This is a genomic window from Acinetobacter sp. YH12142 (genome assembly GCF_013418435.1).
Classification (GTDB): Bacteria; Pseudomonadota; Gammaproteobacteria; order Pseudomonadales; family Moraxellaceae; genus Acinetobacter; species Acinetobacter amyesii.
Window position 1 is genome coordinate 276,403 of the sequence record NZ_VPCB01000001.1, and the last position, 16,291, is coordinate 292,693.

Here is a 16,291-nt window from a genome sequence, read left to right on the forward strand (position 1 = left end):
GTGGAAAATGATCAAAAAGCCTTATCAGCACAGCCTTTGCACGCGAGACAAGAAAATACTGTAGAAAAACAGGTTTTAGTTCCCCAAAATACCCAAGAAAAAGCTGATTTAGATGCGGTTTTGCCGGATTGGATTGACTATTTAATCCAACATTATTTACCCAATCAGGCCAGTCATCCTGCTGCAAATCAGTTAATTCAACAATTGATGCAAGCCGTGGAAAAAGGCGATAGTTGTATTTTGGCCGAAGATGCGCAGATTCAATGTTTGGCTCAGATGGTTCAGCATGAGCAAGCTGAAAAAACACCTGTTGCGCCTTTTATTTTTGATTCACAGCGACTTTATCTTTATCGCTATTGGGCATTAGAAAATGCTTTAGCCAAGCAAGTTGCACGTTTAAAACAGCAAACAGAGCAAAATCTCAATCAAACGCAGATGCTTAATATCGAAAAGGATTTACTGACCGATCCCCATCAGATCCAAGCACTGCACATGGTGTGTCAGCACAATTTTAATATCATTACCGGTGGGCCTGGGACAGGTAAAACCTATACCTTGGCTCGGATTATTGCCGTGTTGAATGAGCAAAATCCAAATTTAAGAATTGCGATGGCAGCGCCGACAGGAAAAGCGGCGCAGCGAATGGAAGAAGCCTTACAAGCAGCGTTTAAAGATCCTGCATTGCAGCATTATTCGATTATTCACAAACATTTGAAACCCGTAACTTTGCATCGTCTATTGGGTTTAGGGACGCGCGCTATCCCGCGGTTTAATGAGCGCCAACGCTTACCCTATGACGTCATTGTGGTCGATGAAGCCTCCATGTTGGATTTAAGTTTGGCGCAGATGCTATTCGCGGCAATCCCTCAACACAGCAAGCTGATTCTCTTAGGGGATGCAGAACAGTTGGCTTCGGTCGATGTTGGCGCTGTTTTGGCCAACCTTCAGGATGTCGATGCCTTACAAGCCAACCGTACCCATTTACAGACCAGCCGCCGTTTTGTACAGGGTGCAGCCATTGGTGAGTTTGCTCGTTTTATTCAACAACAAGAACAACAGCAAACAACCACTGAAGTTCTGGCGAAATTCGAACATCAGGTGGTATCTGCATCCGAACTTCAGCCGATTCAACTGACACCGAATATGAGCGATGTGATTCAGTTGCAATATCTCCCCGACGCTACGAACAGTGCGGCACATTGGGCAAAATATTATGATCAACTGATGTATGGTTTTCAGCCCTATGTGGCGTGGTTAAAACAATGGCCAGAGCAACCCGCTGAATATGCAAATTGGTCAGCCCAATTGATTCGCTATTTTGATGATTATCGGATTCTATCGGCCATTCGACATGGAAAATTAGGCTTACACGAACTCAATCAGCAGATTGAACTTCGGGTCTTAAATACCTTGGGTGTGTTGAAACAAGGGGATTGGTATGTCGGTCGTCCAGTCATGATGACCTATAACGATTATCAACTTGGACTATCAAATGGTGATATCGGGATTTGCTTAAAACGACCGATGACGGAAAAGTCGCAGTTTGAGGTTTATTTTCCAAGTTTGGATAAATGGGTGGTGGCAACACGGTTACCTAAAAGTATAGAAACCGCCTATGCCTTGACCATACATAAGTCTCAAGGTTCTGAATTTACCCATACGGCGGTAGTTTTGGAAAATCATGCTACCGAAATGATGAGTAAAGAGCTGATTTATACCGCCATCACTCGTGCCAAAAAAGTGGTGAGTTTGCTTGTTGCAAAAGATGCATTGGCAAAAGCGCTTATAAAAAGAACAGCGCGAGTTAGTGGTCTGTTAGAAAAAATTAACAATCACCTACCTTTGTAAAGCCTAGGCAAAATGTACCGTATTTTGTAAGAAATGGCTTACATCGATTCAGGAGATTTGCGCATAGAGCTTTTTAGAGCTTTTTGAGAAGATGACTTCACAGAAAAAGAACTCAACACGGATGGTTGAGTAAAATCGCAAAAGTATAAGAATAACGTCAAAAGACAGCGAACTTACAGTGAAGTAAGGAAATAGGAAACTTACAGCCGCTAAGCCTTGTAGTTTTGGGAGAGACTACAGGGCTTTTTTATGTCTGGAAAATAAGAAATGCCTATACGCTGTAACAGAAAAGAAATAGAGCTTAACTGATGTACGAAAAAGCTTACATATAGATACGAAAAATACGACTTTTATCTAATAGCCGTTGTGGCAAAATCTACCACATAAGGAAGTGCAAGTTAAAACATGGAATGTTTGACATAAGGACGCGGAAAAGCGCCACATAAAACAATAAATAATAAAACAATAACTAAAAAAGAAGAAACTACAGCGCAAAAAAGCCCGAGCCTAGCTCGGGCTTTTTTTTTAATCATTCCACTTTGAGTTTTGCATGCTAAACATCGAGTGGCAAAATATATCAAAAAATCAGTTTAAAATTCATTCAATGACATCGCATTCAACATGTTAGAAATATGCGGTTTTGTGTCGCATAAAGTATCGAAACATATAAAAAATTTATAATGGAATCGATGTGAAAAAAAAGGCGCTATTATCGTCATGAAAACCTGACGAAGTCGGCCATCTCTTTTTGCAATTGGGACGATTTTCCCTTAATATAATGCACTTGCTGTAGTGATGCACGGCAGTCAGCTGATTTATCAGTTGATTCGTATCAAAAGTTAACTTTATAAGCATCTCGGAGAAATCGAATGGCTTTAACAAACGCAGATCGCGCAGAGATCGTTGCAAAATTCGCTCGCGCTGAAAACGACACTGGTTCACCAGAAGTTCAAGTAGCTCTTTTAACTGCTCAAATCAATGATTTACAAGGTCACTTCAAAGAGCACAAACACGACCACCATAGCCGTCGCGGTCTTATCCGTATGGTTAACCAACGTCGTAAGCTTCTTGACTACCTTAAAGGTAAAGACGCTACTCGTTACAGCGCATTGATTGCTGCTTTAGGTTTACGTCGTTAATTCGATTTAAACTTTTATTTTCGGACTATTGCATGCTTAGTGCTGTATTACTGAAAACTAAAGTCTATCCAACCTTGGTTGGATAATGGGGAAGGGGCGATGATTCGCTCCTTCTTTGTGTCTCAAATTAGCATTTTTAATTAATGTTTTTAATATCTAGTGAGGTCGGCTTCTAAGCTTTGTCATTTATGTTGCAGCGTTTGGGGCGTTGAGTGAATGCCAAACCTTAGGGGTCTCCACTAGAATAAAATCAGGAAAAAATAAAACATGTCGATGTTTAATATTATTCGTAAAGAATTCCAATACGGTCAGCATCAAGTTGTCCTAGAAACAGGTCGTGTTGCGCGTCAAGCGAACACTGTAATCATCACTATGGGTGGTGTACAAGTTCTTGTTGCCGTTGTTGCTCAACCAACAGCTAAAGCAGGTCAAGACTTCTTCCCATTGACTGTTAACTACCAAGAAAAACAATATGCTGCAGGTCGTATCCCGGGCGGTTACGGTAAACGTGAAGGCCGCGCGTCTGAAGCTGAAACTCTTATTTCACGCTTAATCGACCGTCCAATCCGTCCGTTGTTCCCAGAAGGTTACTACAACGAAATCCAAGTGACTGCGACTGTGATTTCTTCTGACAAAACGATGGATGCTGACATTGCTGCAATGTTAGGTACATCTGCTGCACTTGCAATTGCGGGTACGCCTTTCCGTGGTCCAATCGGTGGTGCGCGCGTTGGTTTAATCAACGGTGAATACATCCTTAACCCGAACCACGAACAGCTTAAAGAATCTGACCTTGACCTTGTGGTTGCAGGTACAGAATCTGCAGTATTGATGGTTGAATCAGAAGCGAAAGAACTTTCTGAAGACCAAATGCTTGGCGCTGTATTGTTCGGTCATGACGAAATGCAAATCGCGATCCAAGCGATTAAAGAATTTGCTGCGGCTGCTGGTGCAACAGAGTCTACTTGGACTGCACCTGCGAAAAACGAAGACCTTCGTGCAAAATTAAAAGAAGCGTTTGAAGCGAAAATCTCTGAAGCATACACAATCGCTGTTAAACACGATCGTTATGCAGCACTTGATGCGCTTCAAGCTGAAGCTGTTGCTCAATTCGTTCCAGAAGAAGACGTTGACGGTATCGCTGACGACTTAGCTGAATTATTCGAAGACCTGAAATACCGTACAGTACGTGACAACATCTTGTCAGGTAAACCACGTATTGATGGCCGTGATACTAAAACAGTTCGTGCGCTTGACGTACAAGTTGGCGTGTTAGACCGTGCTCACGGTTCTGCATTATTCACACGTGGTGAAACTCAGGCGTTGGTAACAACAACTTTGGGTAATACACGTGATGCGTTAATGGTAGATACATTAGCGGGTACGAAAACTGACAACTTCATGTTGCACTACAACTTCCCTGCATACTCTGTAGGTGAAACTGGTCGTGAATCTGGTCCTAAACGTCGTGAAATCGGTCACGGTCGTTTAGCGCGTCGTGGTGTACAAGCTGTACTTCCAGCAGCTGACCGCTTCCCGTACGTGATCCGTATCGTATCGGACATCACTGAATCTAACGGTTCATCTTCAATGGCTTCTGTATGTGGTGCTTCTCTATCACTTATGGACGCAGGTGTTCCACTTAAAGCGCCAGTTGCGGGTATCGCAATGGGTCTAGTCAAAGAAGGCGAGCGTTTCGCAGTTCTTTCTGACATCTTGGGTGACGAAGACCACCTTGGCGACATGGACTTTAAAGTAGCAGGTTCTGCAAACGGTATTACTGCACTTCAAATGGACATCAAGATCGAAGGTATTACTGAAGAGATCATGGAAGTTGCATTGAACCAAGCGTATGCAGGTCGTATGCACATCTTAAATGCAATGAACCAAGTGATTTCACGCGCTCGTCCTGAAATCTCTATGCACGCGCCTACATTCCAAGTGATCAACATCAACCCTGATAAGATCCGTGATGTGATTGGTAAAGGCGGCGCAACGATTCGTGCGATCACTGAAGAAACTAAAGCAGCAATCGATATCGAAGATAACGGTACAGTTCGCGTATTTGGTGAAACTAAAGCGGCTGCTTCTGCTGCTGTTGCGAAAATCCAAGCGCTTACTGCTGAAATCGAACCAGGTACAATCTACACTGGTAAAGTGATTCGTATCGTTGAATTTGGTGCGTTTGTAAACATCCTTCCAGGTACTGATGGCTTACTTCACATCTCTCAAATTTCTAACGAACGCATTGCGAACGTTTCAGACGTATTATCTGAAGGTCAAGAGATCAAAGTACAAGTTGCTGATGTCGACAACCGCGGTCGTATCAAATTAACCATGAAAGACATCGAACAAGCTTAATGGTTTGTTGATTCACAGGGTTTCGGCTCTGTGAATGGATTCTAAAAAGCCTTGAGTGCAGTCAGAGTATGAACTTTGACTTGCTCAAGGCTTTTTTTATGGCATCATGCAAAAAGTAAACACAATAATAAATGAGATATGCAAACCTATTATTTTTTTTAGCATCCAACAGCCGCGCATATCTATGTGCAAGACCAAGTGCAATGTGAGCATCATCCTGAACTTGAGCCTGAGTTTATTTGGATTGATTGTACCCGTGAAGATGTCGTCAACCGCCCTGAGCAATGGCAGCGTGAGATTATTCAGGCGTGTGATCTACGGGTCAATGAATATCATCTGTGGGATATTTTAAATCTAGAGCATCCGTGTGCCTTTGACACACTCGATGATTACGATTTATTAATTTTTAGAAAAATGGTCACCCCCGATGACCAAATTGTTGCAGGCGCCGACGCGCTTGAAAAGCATGAGCGGGTCTTTGGTTTGGCGACTACCCCGATCAGTTTTTTGCTCACGCCCCAAGTGCTGATTACGGTTCGTGAAAAGGGCAACAAAGCCATTGAAAGTTATATCCAGCGGATTGAAACCTTAATTTCTCGTCCGATTGATGAACAAAATAAACCACGAAAATTAGCCATGACGCCCTTAGATTTGGCATTGCGCTTACTGAATAATATGGTGGATGGATACTTGGATTTACGTGTTCCTTTGACGCGCCGTGTCGAGTTTTGGCAGCAAGAGTTATTACAAGGGCATCGACGGTTTACCAAGTGGCATCAACTGTTGCAGGAAAATATGGCCTTTCAGCAAGTGGAAAACTTGTGTGAAGAGCAAATTGAAGCCTTGCAAGAACTGCGTGATGAAGTTGTGGATAATTACCCGCATTTGAAAGGCAAAAAGCGCAGTGAAAAGCAGGATATCATGCTGGTTCGCGTAGATGATTTAACCAGTCATATCGAACGCATTCAAAAACACACCACACGATTACGCAGTGCCGTGCAGGCCGCCATTGATCTGCATTTTTCAGCCGTTGCCAACCAAACCAATGAAAATATGCGTATTTTAGCGATTATTACGGCGATTTTCGCACCATTAACCTTATTAACTGGTATATACGGTATGAACTTTGAGTTTATTCCCGGACTCAAATCGCCAACCGGTTTTTGGATCATGCTTGGTATCATGTTGATGACCACGATTTTACTGCTGTATTATTTTTATCGACGGCATTTGGTGGGGCGTGGCGAAAAAAGTGTGATTGATATGCTGGCACAGCAACATGACGATCAACACATGAATTTGTTTTGGTTTATGGATTATGAACCAATTAAACAAACGGTGAAGGGCACAGTCAAAGGTACGGTTAAAACTATGAAAGAAATTGAGAAGCTGACGAAACTCAAATAGTTCGCGTTAGCTTCTCTGATGGATGGGTCTGCTTTAAATCCTTTGATAACTTCGAGACTCACCAAGGGTGCATATTTGAGTTTGCCTTTGCGTTTTAAGCACACTTCGACCAAGGGCTTGTACGGCATTGGGCGTATTGCAGTAAGTGTTCCACTATACGTCCCATCGGCATTTTTGACGATGGTCACATCACCGCGTGAATATCCTGTTTGGTCATCCATGGTTTTTCAAATACTCGTTTATCACTGGCATGTAATAGACTACTGAAACTGAGTAATGCCACCCAATAGGACATGATGCATGTGCATGATGAATCCTTTGTCATGATGTAATTGTTTTACATTTTGTTTTTTAAAGAATCTGCAGTACAACGCGATTTGACCGATCCTTATGGTCTTAGCAATTCAATTGCTTAGCCTCGTGGGTTGTACTGCGAACGACATGCATCATGAAAATTCCCCTATACGAGTCGATATCTCAAGAGATATCATCATTTTCATTACTTTTCAGTAAGCGATAAATTTCATCTTTTAGCTTTAATTTCTTACGCTTAATGGTCTCAATATCCGTGTTGTAGTGATTAACAGGATCTAATTCCAATTGAATGATTTCGCGATCCAACTCATCATGTTCTTCAAAGATCCGCGCAAAATGCGGATTTTCATCACGTAACTGAGTGACCAAATCACGGTACTCAGGAAACATGTTTTTGACTTTTTTATTGCAATCTCGTGTTTTCATGGTTGTCGATCATTTCCTCTACAAGAAAAAAGAAAAACGCCCTGCAGGACAGAGCGTTCACGAATACATTTAGTGCGAATGAAGCTGTTGGTGTTTCACTTGGCGACGTAGTTGTTGGACTTCATCAATCAGGTCGAGCATCATGGCGACCGCAGTAAAACTGGCATCGAAATCTCGTTGAAGCCGATAGGCACGCCGTGCGCGAGATATATCATCGCCAAAAAATTGATGAATCCTGTCTTCTGAACGGCTAGGCAGAATATCGTATTCGAGTAGTTGCAGAACCCATTCTGGACTTTGCCCACAGGCAGAGGCAAAGTGTTGTAGATCAAAACTACTTTTTTCGTCTACGATTTCAGTCTGTTTACATCCGTCACAGACAATTTCACGATAATGAATTGTTGTCATGGTGCTCTCCTTAAGACTGTCGTGGATTAAATGACGGAAAAGCTTGAGCAAAAGCCGCATAAGCTTGTTGCTCTTGTTCTGTTTGTGCAGCTGGTATCACTATATTTAAAACCAGGTAAAGCTGTCCGGGTGTTTTGTTTGGTATCCCTTTGTCCTTTAATCGTAGCTGCTGTCCAGTACGCGCATTTTTAGGAATCTGTAGCTCTAATGTTTTGCCATCAGGACTGGTAAATGCAATTTTTTGACCCAATGCTGCTTCCCAAGGACTGATATTCAGTTGTTGGAAAATATCAGCACCTTCTACACGGGTTTGCTCGGTTTGTTTATACAAAATTTCAATGTATAAATTACCAGCAGCTCCACCGTTATAGCCAGCTTGCCCTTGGCCCGAGAGTCGAATTTGTTGACCTGATTTCATGCCTGCAGGAATTTTGACTTGTAGGGTTTTACGTTGAACTTCAGGCTCACCATGGGCATTTAAGCTCGGAATCTGCAAGGTGATATTCTGCGTTGCACCATGAAATGCGATTTCTAAATCCACTTCTAAACTGGCGTGTTGGTCTTCACCACGGAAGCTCTTGGTTTGGCGGTTTGCACGTTGATACTGATAGTCACCGCCACCAAAGCCTTGCCCAAAACGACCAAACAAGTCTTCAAATCCACTAAAGTCCGCATGCTGACCATCACTCGTCGATTGGCGATAAAACTGAGATTGGTCAAAACCACCTTGGTTGCCAGCATTAAACCCAGCAAATCCTTGAGGATGATCGAGTTCAAAATCGTATTGTTTTTTCTTTTCGGCATCACTTAAAGTGTCGTATGCAACATTAATCGCTTGCATACGCGTTTCGGCATCAGCTTCTTTGCTGACGTCAGGGTGATATTTACGCGCCAATTTTCGATAGGCTTTTTTAATTTGATCTGCCGAAGCATCTCGGGCGATCCCTAAAGTTTGATAGTGATTGTCTGGCATACTCTCTGTATAAATATTAATCATGTTTTAATCAATATAGAAGGGTTCATCAAACTGTCATAGGGGCAAACTGCAGCATATTGTTTCAAAACATGACAATAAAAAAGCCTCACGAGGAGGCTTTTAAAAACACATTTAAAATTAATATTTTATCCAAGTGACACTACGACCAATCACAGATACACCAACATACCCACGTATAGTTAAATGTTTTCCTGAAGCACTAAGTCTTGCTTTGCCTTTATAGATTTTTCCACCAATCGGGTCCAGAACTTTACCGTTTTGGAATTCACGTGGATTTTTTGGATCTTGTTTAAAGTCCCAAATAAATGGCAAGCCGATAAAAGGTTTATTTTTCAATTCACCTGGGCAGTTCGAGCAGACGCCCATTTTTTCAGTGCCAGGGACATTGCGTGTGGTGACAATGATGCCTTCATAGCTTCCATCGGCTTTTTTGCGAATTTCAACGTCTGCACGTGAATATCCGGTGCGGTCATCGACAGTTTTCCACTTACCCACTAGCGGATCGGTTTCCGCAGCGATTGACAATCCTGACAAAGTGCTAAGTACTATTCCGGCAAATAATTGTTGATATATTTTTTTCATTTCATCCCCTGAAAATTCAGAATTGTGTTTTTAGAGTAAGTTGCCTAATTTATATATAAAGCCCTACAAAATCAATGTGATGGTTTGTGATGTATTTGGCAGATTTTTTTAAAACACTGCTTTAATATGGAGTTTTTACTCTAATTTTTAAGTTAAAAAAGGCCTTTAATGATTTAAAGGCCTCGTGCTTAGTTTTTGACCCAAGTGACATTGCGTCCAATTGCAGAGCCTTCAGTACGACCATTGATGATCAAATGCTTGCCATTATTCATCAAACGAGCGCGTGCATTGTAGTGCTTGCCTGATTTGGGATCGAGCATCACTCCACCCACAAATTCATTGGGCTTTTCTGGATCAGCGCTTAAGCCGCTTAAAGTGGTTAAACCGACCATGGGTTTATTTTTCTGAGCACCGGTGCATTGCGTGCATGTCGAAACATTTGCTGTTCCGGGTACGCTTCGGCTTTGGATAATGGTGGCCGAATACAGGTCATGCTTATCTTTACGAATCACCACATCGGCAAGGGAATATCCTGTTCGATCATCAATGGTTTTCCATGTCCCCACTAAGGGGTCAATCGCTGCAAAAGCAGAGGATAAACTGCAGATGGAGAACATGCCGAACAGGATAGAAGGGAGGAATTTAACAGCCATATAATTACCCACATTACACAAAAAGCGGATGCCTAAAACTTAAAGGCATAAAAATATTATGGGTTTAATGTAGCCTGAAATAATATGAATATTCTAGTGATTTTTTAAGAATTGGTATTTATATTTTGAGCCAAAACATGAACGAGTTGGCGCTAAATGAGGTTTATGCTGAACGTCTACGCACTAGTAAAATAGTCGGAATTCATCTCAAAGTAGATTATTATCGGCATGATGAACTCGTCTGGAGTTGAGTTCATCATGCCAATGAAAGCCAAATGGCGACTTTAGTTGACGCGGATCCAAGATACCGTCCGGCCGAGAAGCGTGGTTCCAACATAACCTCGAAGTGTCAGGACATTGCCGCGCGCATTCAATTGCCCTTTACCTTGATAAGTATTGCCTGAAAGTGGGTCGATCACCTTGCCATCGGTGTACGCATTCTCTTTTGCATTATGTTTAAAGCCAGAGAATATCGGTAAACCAATTAAGGGTGCATTTTTGAGTTTACCTTCGCATTTTTCACAAATCGTGGTGACAGGGCGGTTGGGGATGGCATGCACTTTGGTGATTTTACCGCTATAGCTGCCGTCTTTTAATTTAGTGATTTTGACTTCAGCACGAGCATAGCCTGTTTTATCATCTATGGTTTTCCATGTCCCGACGAGGTCTGCTGCATGTGCTGTCATTGGGCCAAAGCAGAACATGGCTAAGGGAATAGCGAGTGTTTTGAGTTTCATATTTTATCCAGTTTTTTACATTATTTTTCTATTAAAAAATAAAGCTTTGTTGGTTTTTTTGACTTTATTTCTGGCGCGATTCTACTCTAAAAAAAATTGATCGCAAATACAGCTGATCATATTGAGGTTCTAAAGTTCGCAACCATTCGACTAAGCGGAAGAAAGTAGTAGGTCTAAATTTTGCGGGGACAACAAAAAAGCACCCCGAGGGATGCTTAGATTTAGGCTTTTAATCATGCAATGATTTAGCTGAGGTGTTGACCAAAAAGGGATAGAGCTTCTTCTGCCGTAAAAGTATATTTTGTATTACAGAATTGGCAGTCCATTTCAATTGGGTTTTGAAACTCTAGAGTTTCACGAACTGCAGCAACACCAATTTGTTCAAGTGCTGTCGCACAGCGTTCTTTTGAACATGTGCAGCCAAATTTTAAGGCTTCAGTTTCAGGTAGACGAACTTCTTCTTCGTTATATAAACGATATAAAATTTCGTTTGCAGATAAAGACGTTAACTCTTCTGCTTTTAATGTCTCGGTCAGCATGGTTAAACGTGGCCATAGATCTTCATCAACTCGGCGTTGTTCTTCTTCGCTGTTACGCGGCAATAACTGGATCAGTAAACCACCTGAACGGCTGTTGCTGCTTGCTAAGACGATGCGTGTCGGGATCTGTGCAGATAGATCATAATATTGCATCAAGCAACCCGCTAAAGTCGGTTTGTCTAAAGGTACAATCCCTTGATAACGCTCACCAAATTCAGGCTCGATATTAATGAAAAGTACTGGGTTTACCAAGGCTTTGAGTACCGTGCTGCTGTCTTCAGCGGTTTGAAAGTGCGGGTCTTCTTCATAATCTGCAAGTGCGCGAACTTCACCGAGATGATTACATTCCGCCATTGCCCATTTAAAAGTGCCTGCAGCCTGAATTTGTAAGCTAATACGACCTTTAATTTTTAAGGTGCTGGCCAACAAGGCAGTCGCGCTGAGCATTTCACCCAAGAGAATTTGTACAGCAGGTGCATAGTCACGCTGTGCAAGAATCGTTTGTAGGGCTTCTTCAAGATGAACCACTTCTCCACGAACAGGGCTATCTTCAATAAAAAAGCGTTGGCGTAAATCTGACATAAAATTCTCCATAACCCTGCTTTAATGGTGACGATATTGTAAAACACAAGTCATTCATTATCATCTCTTGTGACATCAATACGATGACGTTGTAGACTGCGTTGTAAATCAACACCTGTAGGTTTTTCAAGGGCTTGCGCATCGCTTTCAAACAAATGTTCCAGTTCAGCTAAAGCGTTACGATGCGTTTCATAAATTTTTTGTTCATCGGTATAGATTTGCTGCTGTTGAGTCAGCAGTTTTTCATCATAATCACGGAACAATTCGATACTTTTATAGGCATCTTCATCGCTGATGCCTAAGTCGCACAGCATGTGATAGGCCATTCCTAAAGACGATAAATAGGTTTCACGCCAAATATGCTCAATCCCCAAATCACGCAGCAGATGCACCTGATGACGGTCACGCGCACGGACCAATAATTTTAACTGAGGGTAATTCAGGCGAATATGACGCGCCACGTTCATCGAGTCTTCAATATCATCTATGGCAAGGACGAACACTTTGGCATGTTCAATGCCCGCAGCGCGTAAAATATCTGGTTGTGTGGCATCGCCATAATATAGATGACCACCATAATTACGTACGAAATCGACTTTGTCTAAGTTGCTATCAATGGCGGTAAAAGACAAATGCTGTAAATGCGCCACACGAGCAATGATTTGTCCAAAACGTCCAAAGCCCGCAATAATCACAGGATTATGTTCATTCGGAATGTCGTCATATTCGGGGATGGTTTTTGGATTAAAACGTGGCAAAATTTGTGATTGTATTAACCAGTACAACATAGGGGTCAACACCATCGACAAAGTGACGATGAGGGTTAATGGCTCCAAAATGGCTTGCTGTACGACATTTTCACTTTTCGCCACACTAAAGACCACAAAGGCAAATTCACCGCCTTGAGCCAAACAGGTCGCCAGTAAAATACTGTTGCGCCATGAATTTTTAAGATAACGCGCAATCGCGGTAAGTGACGCCATTTTGATGAGCATCAGTGCCAATGCACCACCGATAATGAACCATGGCATTTCAACGAATAATGAAAGTTCCGTGGTCATGCCCACGGTCATAAAGAACAAACCAAGTAAAAGTCCTTTAAACGGAGCAATACTGGCTTCGAGTTCATGGCGGAATTCTGAGTCTGCTAGTAGCACGCCTGTTAGAAATGCACCGAGTGTGGTACTGATGCCGAGTACATCCATCAATACCACGACACCCAGCACAATAAATAAGCCGACAGCGGTGATCAGTTCATGCGCGCCACTTTTCGCGACGAAGCGGAAAAACGGTCGCATTAAGTATCGACTAAATAAAAATAAGCCTGAAAAAGTCGCAATGATTGCAGCGAAATAGGCGATTCCGTGATGTGATGATTCTGTCCCTGCGAGCAGGGGAATGACTGCAATCAGCGGAATTGCAGCCATATCTTGAAACAGCAAAATCGAAAAGGATTGCTGCCCATAGGTGGTGTTCAATTGCTGCTTTTCACTCAGCATCTGCAAGACAAAGGCAGTAGAAGAAAGAGCGAGAGCGAAACCGATAACGATACTGGCTGCAATGCCTTGTTGTAAGGCAAAAAAACTGCCTAGCGCTAAAACAAGACCGGTCAGACCGACTTGTAAACTCCCCATGCCGAAAATAGAACTACGCATACTCCATAGACGCTGTGGACGGAGTTCGAGGCCTATCAGGAACATCAGTAAGATCACGCCAAACTCAGCGAGCTCTTGGATCGCTTCGGGATCACTGGCAATGTTAAAGACATCGGGGCCGAGCAAAATACCAGTGAACAGATATCCCAAAACCGTTGCAATACCAAAGCGCTTGAGCAAAGGGACAAGCAATAAGGATGCGCCAAGGAAAATTGTGATCTGTAACAGTAGTGACATTTACTCGTCCTAGAGTTGTATTTTTGGTCGAAAGTTGCAATTCAGTATGACTGTTTTTTCAGACTGAATTGTACGCGTTTAACTGAGTTCCTGTGGGTCTATATCGAGGCTCAATTTCATATTTGATGGCTTGTTATGCAAGATGTTTTGCCACCAATAACGCAGATAATAATGTAAGCGCGCACGATCTGTAGACAGTAAAACCATGTGGGATTGATAACGTCCGGCTTTGCGCTCTATCGGGGCAGGAATCGGCCCCCAAATGTCAATAATTCCAGCAGAGTCCTGACGCAGCAATTGGGCATGTTGCTGTAAAAATTCAGTATTGAGTTCTTGGTTTTTGGACTCACAGCGCACCAATGCGGCATAGCGAAACGGTGGCATTTGTGCCATTTCCCGTTCTTTCATGGTTTCTTTGGCAAATTTTCGATAGTCCTCATTGACCAAGATATTCAAAAGCGGATGGTCGGGTCTTAGGGTTTGTAAAAACACATCGCCTTTACGTTCACCACGGCCGGCACGCCCAGTGACTTGTACAATGAGCTGTGCAGTACGCTCGATGGCACGGAAGTCCACACTCAGTAGACCTGAATCGATATCTAAAATCGCCACCAAGGTGACGTAAGGGAAATGATGTCCTTTGGCCAGCATTTGTGTACCGAGTAAAATGGCAGGTTCGCTTTTTTGAATCTTGTCATAGATTTTTTGCCAACTGCCGACTCGACTGGTGGAATCACGATCGACCCGTATAACGTCATGCTGCGGAAATAGCTCATTTAGGCTTTCTTCAACCTTCGCTGTACCCATACCCACGGATTTCAGTTCTTGGTGATTACACTGTGGACAATGCTCTGGCATACGGTGAATGGTGCCGCAGTGGTGACAATGTAGGTGTTGATAGGGTGTGCGGTGTACCGTGAAATTGGCATCACAGTGCGGACATTTGGCCTGCCATGCACAGCTTTCACAAATTAAAACCGGGGCATATCCACGACGGTTTAAGAACACTAACACTTGTTCTTTTTTTTCAAGGCGCTTACGGATTTCACCAATTAATAATTGGCTGATTCCATGCTGTTTCTGTGCCACTTTCAGATCAAGGATGTGCATTTTCGGCATGACCGCAGTGCCCGCACGTTGGTTCAATTCCAGTACGGTCATTTTGCCTTGTTTCGCCAGTGCATAGCACTCGATACTAGGCGTGGCAGAACCTAAAATGACAGGGCATTGTTCCAGATGCCCACGGTAAAGTGCGACATCCCGAGCGTGATAGCGAAAGCCTTCTTGTTGTTTAAAGGACAGATCATGCTCTTCATCAATCACAATTAAACCTAGATTCGGCAGTGGGGTATAAATCGCAGAACGCGTGCCTAAGATAATAGACGCCTTGCCCGTTTGCGCTGCTTGCCAAGCTTGCATACGTTTTGAATCGTTCAAACCCGAATGTAGTAGAGCAATATTGCAATGAAAGCGTGATTGGAAACGGCTGATGGTCTGTGGGGTAAGTCCAATTTCAGGCACTAAAACCAAGACTTGTTTGCCTTGCTTTAGAATCTCTTGCATGATTTGTAAATAGACTTCGGTTTTACCACTGCCGGTCAGACCATCAAGTAAAAATGCCTGATATTGATTCCGCGCTTTTAACACCCGATCAATGGCTTTCTTTTGCTCCGGATTCGCTGTGAGCGGCATTTGCGCCATGCTTATGGGCATTGGGCTAAAGTCCTGTTCCGCCAAGACACATTGGCAGATGCCTTTTTTCTCTAATGCTTTGAGTGTCGCGGTTTCCACACCTGCTAAATTGAGTAAATTTTCCCCAGTTCCAGTTGGGTGTAATTTTAAAATTTTATAGGCTTCTTGCTGTCGTTCCGAGCGCTTAATTTTGTCATCGGCATGGAGGTCGAGGAGATTCCATGTACGTGCCAATAAATTATAGGGTTTCCCTTGGCGTAACAGCGTTGGAAGGGCACTTTGCATCACTTCGCCAATCGGAAATTGGTAATACTGTGCAGACCATGTCAATAAATTTAAAACTTTCTCATCTAAAATGGCGCGATCATCAAGTAGTTCGGTAATGGCCTTGAGTTTAAAGCTTGAATTGAGTGGTGCATCGGGTGCAATTTTTTCCACGATGATGCCGGTCAAATTTTGCCGACCAAAAGATACAGCAACGCGTGCACCTACTTCAGCTTGTTGGTATTGCTCTTGGCTTAAGCTGTAATCGAAGCAGTCGTATAAATATACCGGAACGGCGACTCGAACGCGGTAAATAGGTGTTGCAATGCTCGCTGAATTTGCCATAAAACGTGGATAAGTTCCTGATTAAATTTCGTCGTGATCGTAAAGGAGTTGTGTTAGAGTGAGCTCATATTTTATATCTAAGAATATGAATGATTTTGATGGTC

General features: G+C 42.8%; 13 protein-coding genes. 4 read left to right on the forward strand and 9 right to left on the reverse strand.

Annotation, left to right across the window (positions count from 1 at the left end):
- Positions 1 to 120: 120 nt before the first annotated feature.
- The 4 genes from recD to FTU77_RS01350 all read left to right on the forward strand — a co-directional run bounded on the left by recD (position 121) and on the right by FTU77_RS01350 (position 6,755).
- Complete coding sequence (gene recD, locus FTU77_RS01335) at positions 121 to 1,848, forward strand: exodeoxyribonuclease V subunit alpha (RefSeq protein ID WP_257222950.1); 1,728 nt, start codon at positions 121 to 123, stop codon at positions 1,846 to 1,848.
- 869 nt (positions 1,849 to 2,717) lie between these two features.
- Complete coding sequence (gene rpsO / locus FTU77_RS01340; protein WP_005007057.1) at positions 2,718 to 2,987, forward strand: 30S ribosomal protein S15; 270 nt, start codon at positions 2,718 to 2,720, stop codon at positions 2,985 to 2,987.
- 273 nt (positions 2,988 to 3,260) lie between these two features.
- The gene (pnp, locus tag FTU77_RS01345; protein WP_171262611.1) at positions 3,261 to 5,348 is read left to right on the forward strand and encodes a polyribonucleotide nucleotidyltransferase; all 2,088 of its coding nucleotides are present in this window, start codon (positions 3,261 to 3,263) and stop codon (positions 5,346 to 5,348) included.
- A gap of 180 nt (positions 5,349 to 5,528) precedes the next feature.
- On the forward strand, positions 5,529 to 6,755 hold the full coding sequence (locus tag FTU77_RS01350) for a magnesium transporter CorA family protein (RefSeq protein ID WP_373685803.1): 1,227 nt from the start codon (positions 5,529 to 5,531) through the stop codon (positions 6,753 to 6,755).
- 477 nt (positions 6,756 to 7,232) lie between these two features.
- Here the strand turns inward: FTU77_RS01350 and FTU77_RS01355 are convergent, their stop codons facing one another.
- The 9 genes from FTU77_RS01355 to FTU77_RS01395 form a co-directional block, all read right to left on the reverse strand.
- Positions 7,233 to 7,496 (reverse strand): YdcH family protein, encoded by a 264-nt coding sequence (locus tag FTU77_RS01355; protein ID WP_180002890.1) that lies wholly within the window; start codon positions 7,494 to 7,496, stop codon positions 7,233 to 7,235.
- A 69-nt stretch (positions 7,497 to 7,565) separates the two neighbouring features.
- Positions 7,566 to 7,904, reverse strand: a complete 339-nt coding sequence (locus FTU77_RS01360; RefSeq protein WP_078189792.1) for a chaperone modulator CbpM — start codon at positions 7,902 to 7,904, stop codon at positions 7,566 to 7,568.
- Positions 7,905 to 7,914: 10 nt separating this feature from the next.
- Positions 7,915 to 8,877, reverse strand: coding sequence for a DnaJ C-terminal domain-containing protein (locus tag FTU77_RS01365; protein WP_180041045.1), 963 nt, complete (start codon positions 8,875 to 8,877; stop codon positions 7,915 to 7,917).
- 141 nt (positions 8,878 to 9,018) lie between these two features.
- Positions 9,019 to 9,483, reverse strand: a complete 465-nt coding sequence (locus FTU77_RS01370; protein ID WP_168377965.1) for a DUF2147 domain-containing protein — start codon at positions 9,481 to 9,483, stop codon at positions 9,019 to 9,021.
- A gap of 188 nt (positions 9,484 to 9,671) precedes the next feature.
- Positions 9,672 to 10,136 carry a DUF2147 domain-containing protein gene (locus FTU77_RS01375; protein WP_168377964.1) on the reverse strand — a complete coding sequence of 155 codons (465 nt, stop codon included), beginning with the start codon at positions 10,134 to 10,136 and terminating at the stop codon, positions 9,672 to 9,674.
- Between the two features lie 284 nt (positions 10,137 to 10,420).
- On the reverse strand, positions 10,421 to 10,873 hold the full coding sequence (locus FTU77_RS01380; protein ID WP_180048789.1) for a DUF2147 domain-containing protein: 453 nt from the start codon (positions 10,871 to 10,873) through the stop codon (positions 10,421 to 10,423).
- A gap of 245 nt (positions 10,874 to 11,118) precedes the next feature.
- Complete coding sequence (hslO, locus tag FTU77_RS01385) at positions 11,119 to 11,994, reverse strand: Hsp33 family molecular chaperone HslO (RefSeq protein WP_078189788.1); 876 nt, start codon at positions 11,992 to 11,994, stop codon at positions 11,119 to 11,121.
- Positions 11,995 to 12,044: 50 nt separating this feature from the next.
- The gene (locus tag FTU77_RS01390) at positions 12,045 to 13,886 is read right to left on the reverse strand and encodes a monovalent cation:proton antiporter-2 (CPA2) family protein (RefSeq protein WP_180054282.1); all 1,842 of its coding nucleotides are present in this window, start codon (positions 13,884 to 13,886) and stop codon (positions 12,045 to 12,047) included.
- A 78-nt stretch (positions 13,887 to 13,964) separates the two neighbouring features.
- Positions 13,965 to 16,187: a primosomal protein N' gene (locus FTU77_RS01395; RefSeq protein WP_180054284.1), complete on the reverse strand. Its 2,223-nt coding sequence runs from the start codon at positions 16,185 to 16,187 to the stop codon at positions 13,965 to 13,967.
- Positions 16,188 to 16,291: the final 104 nt, after the last annotated feature.